Raw genomic sequence first — 7,461 nt, forward strand, 5'->3', positions numbered from 1 at the left:
TGCGTAACCACGGATTCTGATCAGACGAAAGCGCGCTCTCCCGAGCGCGCCCAGAAGATTTCGTGCTTTTCTCTTGACAAAGACTTACATGGATGCCCGTCATTCGGGAGCAATCCGGAATATTGCGGACGGCCTCTCAGGTAACTTCGTCTATGCCGACTTAAGTTCAGCAGACGCGCACCCGCTCCGTGTCGCTCATTCAATACCGGCTCATCCACTGGAATGGACGCATCACCGATGCCGATGTCCATGTCCAGGTTCCAGCAGGGGCACGGAGCGTGCTTTAGTCTCGGCACAATTCGCGAGATTTTTAGACAATTCCTTTTTCGATTGCCTTGAGGACCGCCCGGGTGCGATCCCGGACACCCAGTTTGGAGAGGATATTGGAGACGTGGTTTTTGACCGTCCCCTCAGAGAGATAAAGAGCGCCAGCGATTTCGCGATTGCTGTACCCGCCAGTCATCAGGCGAATGATTTCAGCTTCGCGGCCCGTCAGGGCCTCGCTCTCATATCCACTGTCGGGCGGCAGAGGAGCGTCTTGTAATCCATGAAGCAGCCGTTCCGTGACGACGGGGCTGATCATGCTCCGCCCTGCCGCTACGAGCCGGATCGCTTCTGTGAGCTTTGCCAGGGAGACATCCTTCAGCAGATAACCCTTTGCGCCGAGCCGGATTCCTTCGAGCAGCGCCGCATCATCATCAAACGTGGTCAGCAGAATGACCGGGATCATGAGTGCTTGCGCTTTCATCTCGCGAAGGACTTCGATGCCGTTCATCTTCGGCATGCGAACATCCAGCAGAACCAGATTGGGCGCCTCTTCCTGCATAGAACGCAGAGCTTCGACTCCGTCTGCAGCCCGTCCTGCAACGCGGATGTCTTCCACCACGCTCAGCAGCATCTCGAGACCCTCGCACACCAGTGTCTGGTCTTCGACAATCAGCACCCGGATCACCGCAACTCCATGCCATCGCTGAGAGGGAGCCATGCCTTCAGATGAAACCCGCTCTGTTGGCCAGTATCAATTGCCAGGCCACCACCGAGCTGCTCCAGACGATTCCGCATCCCGGCGATCCCTAGTCCAGGCTCGGTTTGTCGGGCTTTCGAGCCATCGTCATGCGCTTCAATCTCAATGGCTCCATCCTGCGCGTAGATGCGTACCCAAAGATTCTTTGCATCGGAATGCTTCAGAGTGTTTGTTGTTATCTCCTGGACGCAGCGCAACGTCGCATGCGCTCGTGCGGAGTCGGTAATCGCTAAATCGTCCGGAAGCTCTAAGTGCAACGCGATTCTCGGCACGTTCTGCTGCAGCATCTCAAAGGCGCTGCGCAAATCGATGCAATCCCTCTCATAGAGTCCCGTGACAACCTCCCGCACGTCTTCAAGCAAATGTCTGGCAACGGAGAGCGCTTTTTGCTGAATCGCCTGCGCTTGATCGGGAGGGTGGTGTGCGGCAGCTTCCAGATGCAGGCACAGCGCGGTCAGGTTATGTCCAACGACATCGTGGAACTCTCTCGCGATGCGAATGCGCTCGCCCGCCTTGCTGCTCTCGCGCAACAGTTCACGGGTGGAGACCAGCTCCGCATTCACCCGGGCCTGCTCCTCTCGTCCAGCGGCCTCGCTTCTGGCAATGGCTGCCGTAACAATGGCGAAGGCCTGGAATCCAAGAAACGCTCCGGTCGCGCTCCAGCGCCAGCCCAGGTGGTAGTGCGGCTCCTGATAGAAGATCCAGAGTCCGGAAGCGGCTACAGCCCAGAGAATCGCCGTGCTCACCGGACAAATCAGCGCCACCTGCCAGGAGATGATGACCAGCAGGCACCCGATGAGGTACCCCTGATAAATCGCCGTCATTCCCAGCACGCACCCTGTCTGCACGGCGAGAGCAGAGATCCTCACCCACTGTTCACGAGGCTTTGGACTGGAGCTGATCCAGAATGCCGGGGCAAATAGAAAGAAGAGCGCCAACCAGGCAATCCACTGAGAACCGGAAAGAGCCTCTCCTTTCCGGGTGGAGCTGCTGAAGACAGGCAGCGAAAGGAACACCCACATAAACAAGCCCGTCGCGCGAAGGGCGACGTGGTATCGGGCGGCGGATGATACTGCCCTCTGCATGGCCGGAATTATCGCAGTTTCGCAGGCAAAGCGTATGTGCCGGAAGTCATGAAAAAGCGCATAAGCCGGAATAGCGACTCATGCGCTCTGTTTGAATGCTATTGGGAGACGACTTCGATCTTATCGATAGCGATGGCGCGCGCTCCGTTGTACTCGAACACCCGGCCCGTAGCCTTCACGGTCTTTGCGGCATAGGGGAGCAGGAGCGAACGCTCATCCGTCTCAGGCATAGTGTGCGAGATGACGTTGTAGATCATCCCGTCCGAGGTAATGATGCCCAAAGGCGCCCCGGCCCTGGCACATGCCTTGACGCAGCTGTCATCCGAAGGATGCGCCGATTCTTTGCTATGGTTTCGAAGCGGGCAGGCAATGTCTCTTACGTACCCGGTAACAGAACCTGCTGTGCCGTTGAGCGCAGCAGGCATGTTGGAACGACCCAGATGCGGTGCTGCCGATTGGGAATAACAAACTGCCCCAAAGCACACACAAGCTGTCCCAAAGTAAACACTCAAAAGTGCACTCCACAACTTCAACCGATTCCTTTCCATAGTTCCTCCTTAAGAACTCAAAGAAACCTTAGGTTGTGGTTGAGAACGAGTGCCAGTGCAGGAAGTCACGATATCGGGCCTATCGCGCAGCTCCTTGTTTTGGAATGGGACGGAGTCTCATTTTCGGATTATCAGTATTTGGCCCCTCCCGTATCGTCGGCAACCCTTCCGTTACACGCCGAACGGCCAACGACGGGTAAGGTGCGGGTTGCCCGTATCCAGGAGCAATGCCAACCGTTTCGAGCCGTGCGCTCGTATGTCGGTTGACAACCGCAACGCCATCCACTAATACTATTTCATTCAATTGTTTGATTGAATATATGGGACAGCTAACCAAGCAGGAATTCAAGGATGCCGCCTACAGCCAACTGGGGCGTATTGGGAAGGCGCTTGCCAGTCCCAAGAGACTGGAGTTGCTCGACCTGCTGTGCCAGGCCGAGCGGACGGTGGAGGCATTAGCTGCCGAAACCAGAATGTCGGTGGCCAACACTTCTCAGCACCTGCAACTATTGCAGGCAGCGCGGTTGGTCGAGGCGAGCAAGAACGGCCGCTATGTCGTATATCGCATGGCAGATATCTTGGTCGGCGACTTCTTTCGCTCCTTCCGTCTCCTCGCCGAAAATCGGCTGGCCGAAATTGAGCAGATCCGACGACGCTTCTTCAGCGAAAACGGTGCCTTGGATACGGTTGATCGAGACACGCTCTTGCAGCGGGTGCAGCAGAGGAAAGCCATAGTCATCGACGTCCGTCCCGCCACCGAGTTCCTAACGGCTCACATCGCGAACGCCATGCCCATGCCACTGGAGCAGCTAAAGCAGCGGTTGTCAGAGTTGCCGCGCAATAAGGAAATCGTCGCTTACTGCCGCGGGCCGTTCTGTGTGCTAGCGAAGGAAGCCGTTGAGTTACTGCGCTCGCACGGCTTTCGCGCTACGCGCTTGGAAGACAGCGTCCAGGATTGGCTCGCCCATGGTTTGCCGGTTGCCACTGGTGAAGAGCAAGTCCGCAGCCGCTCCATGCGCCACCATTGATTGGAGGTGTTGTCGATGATTCTGCGTCAAATCCTGCAAAGCCAACCAGTCGTGGCGGCTTCTTATGTTTTCGGCTGCGGGGGAAAAGGCATGGCCGCCGTGTGCGACCCGGTCGAAGACATTGAACCGTACGTTCGAATCTCGCAGGAGACAGGGATGAAGATCCGCTACGTGATCGATACCCATGTTCATGCCGATCATGTTTCACGCGGACGGAAGCTGGCGGAAGTCACCGGGGCGGATTACGTGTTGCACGCCAGTGCGGGCGCGCAATTTCAGTTTCACGCCGTTTCCGATCACGATGAACTGGAAGTGGGCAATGTGCAAATCCGTGTGCTGCACACACCAGGGCATACCCCCGAACATATAGTTCTGGTAGTCACGGATAAGACCCGTGGGCCCGAGCCGTGGTTCCTGCTGAGCGGGCACACGCTGATGGTCGGTGACGTTGGCCGGACGGAGCTGGCCTCCAGCGCCGAACAAGGCGCGCGGTCTCTTTTCAGGAGTGTACAGAAGCTCAAGACACTTCCCGACTACGTCGAAGTACTGCCGGGAGCATTTTCCGGATCAGTGTGCGGCCGCTCATTGAGCGGCAAACCAACCTCAACGATTGGCTTTGAGCGCCGCTTCAACCGGGCGCTTCAGATCGAGGACGAAGAGGAATTCGTAAGGCACATGCTGCAGAACATACCTTCACCGCCGCCCGAGGCTGCCAGGATTCGCGCGATTAACCTCGGTCTTGAACCTGGCCGTAACTAGGTGTTTGCTATGGACGCGAATACTGGCCGCATTCGTCTAGGACTTCGCGAGAACCTAGGCCAGTTTTCCCTCCTCGTGCTGATCAATGTATTTGTGGGCATGATGGTCGGCCTGGAGCGCACGGTCGTGCCGCTGATCGGCGAGAGAGAGTTCGGCCTGGTATCGAAGACCGCAATTGTTTCGTTCATCGTCAGCTTCGGCGTGACCAAGGCCATATGCAATCTGTTTGCGGCGCGGGTCTCGGAAACGATTGGGCGCAAGAAAGTGCTTGTAGCAGGCTGGCTCATCGGTCTTCCCGTTCCCTTCATCATCATCTTCGCTCATCACTGGTACTGGTTCAATGTGGCTAACGTCCTTCTCGGGATCAATCAGGCCCTATGCTGGTCCATGACTGTGATCATGAAGGTAGATTTAGCCGGCCCCAAGCGGCGTGGACTAGCGTTGGGGCTGAACGAGTTTGCCGGCTACATTGCGGTGGGTTTCACCGCCTGGATTACAGGCTACATTGCGTCTGTTTATGCGCTTCGCCCGCAGCCGTTTTACCTGGGCATCGGCGTAGTGTTTGCCGGTTTGCTGCTCTCATTTTTATTCACGAAAGAGACGCGGCCTTACGCAATACTGGAGGCGAAGCTTCACCACAATCCAGTTACTACCGGTACAGCGGCGGAAATGAGAGCTAATAAGTCCCAATCGATGCGCGACATTTTCGCACTTGCATCGTGGAGGGATCGAAACTTGTTCTCCTGCAGCCAGGCGGGACTGGTGAACAACCTCAACGACGGCATGTCGTGGGGTATTTACCCACTGTTTTTTGCCAGCTTCGGATTGGGCGTTGGGGCGATTGGCACCATAAAAGCGGTGTATCCGGCCGCCTGGGGCATTCTGCAGCTACTCACCGGTCCGTTGAGCGACCGTTGGGGACGCAAGTGGCTTATCGCTGGCGGGATGATCGTGCAGGCCGGTGGAATCTGGCTCACGGTCCAGGTCCCCGTCTACACATCGTGGGTCATCGGTGCATTGTTGCAGGGGATTGGGACGGCGATGGTCTATCCCACGCTGCTGGCGGCCATCAGCGACGTGGCGCATCCCGAGTGGCGCGCCACAGCGATGGGAGCATATCGTTTCTGGCGTGATCTGGGCTACGCTCTGGGGGCGCTCATCTCTGGGGTTATCGCCGATTTGCTCGGGATGCGGGTGGCAATCGAAGCCATCGCGATCCTGACGTTTCTTTCGGGTCTGCAGGTCGCATTCAGGATGCGTGAGACGGATGTGAGGCAAAGGGCAAAGCCGCTTGACATCGTTCCGAGTTCAGCCGCCCGCCTTTAACCTGCGAACTCAAGAAGCGTCGCGATGGTTGTCAACCTACTCTCCCATTTCAGGGTTATTGTCTTTGGGGCATGTGCGAATAGTAGAAGTCTGTTGGGACCTAGAGATCGTTTCAGGAGAGCGAATATCGGCGAAGACGAGGTGACCGTCGTCCCAAACTTGCGATGGTGCCCTTTGGTGAAAGATTGGGCGTCCCATCAGGGCAAACAGTCGCCACAAAGGCTAGGCGCTGTTCCGCGACAACACGCTTCATATCTGCAGTGAGTTTGGCAGGTGCTTCGTTCATTTCGGCCCCGGGGTTCGACCAAAAGTCCTTTTCACCGCGGCCCGGCGGGCTGCATGCTACCGTCAGGGAATCACACGCTTGGCAGCTCGAAAAAATCTTATCATTGATAATGACTTCATCAATGAAGATCCGTTGGTCGGTATGGACGTACAAACTCATTGGGTTTTCACACGGAATTGGCGATAGACCGGCTTAGTAGCGGCGTCTGACAATTTGTCATGAGATCGTTTGCTGTCGAAACCGGACGGAGATGATGCCGTGGGTTTTTATGCAAAGTATGTATTACCTCGCGTCATTGATCTTGCGATGAGGAACGAGGAAACGACTCGCCTGCGTGCCGCCTGGATTCCCCTCGCTCGCGGCGAGGTGCTGGAAATAGGCATTGGCTCGGGCCTGAACTTGCCGTTCTATTCGTCAGATGTTCACCGGGTGTATGGTGTGGACCCCTCTCTTGAACTTCAGCGAATGGCGCGCAAGAGGGCTATGGCTGAGCCGATTGAGGTCGAGTTTCTGTCCCAATCTGCAGATGAACAACTGCCACTCTCCGATGCGAGTTTCGACACCGTTGTTATGACGTGGACATTGTGTTCCATTCCAAACGCTCCGAAGGCGCTGCAAGAGATAAAGCGCGTTCTAAAAGCAAACGGGCGCCTCATCTTTCTGGAGCATGGCCGGGCTCCCGATCCTGGAGTGGCTGCCTGGCAGGAGCGGATCACGCCGCTTTGGAAGCCTATCGGAGGCGGCTGCCACCTTAATCGCAAAATTGACGATCTCATTGTGGCCGCGGGCTTTCGGATAACTGAGCTCAAGACCTGCTACCTTCCTGGACCACGTCTGATGACCTACACCTACCAGGGATTGGCGGAGACGACTGGGACAGATGCTGCGATTTAACCTCTTCGACTTCTGGTGGCCGAAGCCCTTTGAGTCTGAACGCTTCTACGAACGATTGGGTGCATTGGTTATCAAGCGTTATGTGCCGACAGGTGGTGACCTCGTCATGCGTCATCTACGCCGCAACCACCCGGGGCACCGATGGGTGAACTCAAGCCTCCAGTCCCTTCGGCAGAACGAAGGAAGAACCCGTCTAACCCGAATAATTCTTGAAGGTTGAAGAAGCGAAAGCTCCGGACATGTTGTCAAGACAGTGTTTAAATAAGCCAAAGAGGCCTATGCGTGTCAGACAATAGCACGACAGAGTGTTTGTTATTCCCTGAGATTTTTTCCAAGCCGGTCGTGGCGCAGTTCGATCAGCGGCAGGGCAGTTCCGATGGCGGCGCCATCCTGTTGAAGGCGGCCGAGCGAGGCTACGGCTTGATCGGCGGCTTGGCCGGGTGCCTGGAAGACAAGCGGCAAGCTGGGAAGATCGAACATTCGTTGCGCGAGTTGCTGGCGCAGCGTGTAT

At 56.5% G+C, this 7,461-nt stretch carries 8 protein-coding genes; 5 read left to right on the plus strand and 3 right to left on the minus strand.

What is annotated here, in order from left to right; genetic code table 11:
• Positions 1-310: 310 nt before the first annotated feature.
• The 3 genes from Q363_RS29205 to Q363_RS29215 form a co-directional block, all read right to left on the minus strand.
• Positions 311-985, minus strand: coding sequence for a response regulator (locus Q363_RS29205; protein WP_211256418.1), 675 nt, complete (start codon positions 983-985; stop codon positions 311-313).
• Positions 949-2,109 (minus strand): sensor histidine kinase, encoded by a 1,161-nt coding sequence (locus Q363_RS37020; protein WP_084080892.1) that lies wholly within the window; start codon positions 2,107-2,109, stop codon positions 949-951. Before Q363_RS37020 ends, Q363_RS29205 begins: the two co-directional genes overlap by 37 nt.
• Before the next feature lie 98 nt (positions 2,110-2,207).
• On the minus strand, positions 2,208-2,390 hold the full coding sequence (locus Q363_RS29215; RefSeq protein ID WP_035357750.1) for a hypothetical protein: 183 nt from the start codon (positions 2,388-2,390) through the stop codon (positions 2,208-2,210).
• A 587-nt stretch (positions 2,391-2,977) separates the two neighbouring features.
• On the opposite strand from Q363_RS29215, the gene Q363_RS29220 reads away from it, so the two are divergent.
• From Q363_RS29220 to Q363_RS47115, 5 genes are all read left to right on the plus strand, one after another.
• Entirely contained in the window at positions 2,978-3,685 is a 708-nt protein-coding gene (locus Q363_RS29220; protein WP_035357751.1) for an ArsR/SmtB family transcription factor, read from the plus strand.
• Between the two features lie 15 nt (positions 3,686-3,700).
• Positions 3,701-4,444 carry an MBL fold metallo-hydrolase gene (locus Q363_RS29225; RefSeq protein WP_035357752.1) on the plus strand — a complete coding sequence of 248 codons (744 nt, stop codon included), beginning with the start codon at positions 3,701-3,703 and terminating at the stop codon, positions 4,442-4,444.
• Positions 4,445-4,453: 9 nt separating this feature from the next.
• Positions 4,454-5,770 carry an MFS transporter gene (locus Q363_RS29230; protein ID WP_035357753.1) on the plus strand — a complete coding sequence of 439 codons (1,317 nt, stop codon included), beginning with the start codon at positions 4,454-4,456 and terminating at the stop codon, positions 5,768-5,770.
• A 592-nt stretch (positions 5,771-6,362) separates the two neighbouring features.
• Entirely contained in the window at positions 6,363-6,950 is a 588-nt protein-coding gene (locus Q363_RS29235; RefSeq protein ID WP_245632547.1) for a class I SAM-dependent methyltransferase, read from the plus strand.
• A 342-nt stretch (positions 6,951-7,292) separates the two neighbouring features.
• Positions 7,293-7,461: transposase (locus Q363_RS47115; protein WP_425387805.1), on the plus strand; the 169-nt coding region annotated here is incomplete at its 3' end.

This window comes from Edaphobacter aggregans DSM 19364, assembly GCF_000745965.1.
Taxonomy (GTDB): Bacteria; Acidobacteriota; Terriglobia; order Terriglobales; family Acidobacteriaceae; genus Edaphobacter; species Edaphobacter aggregans.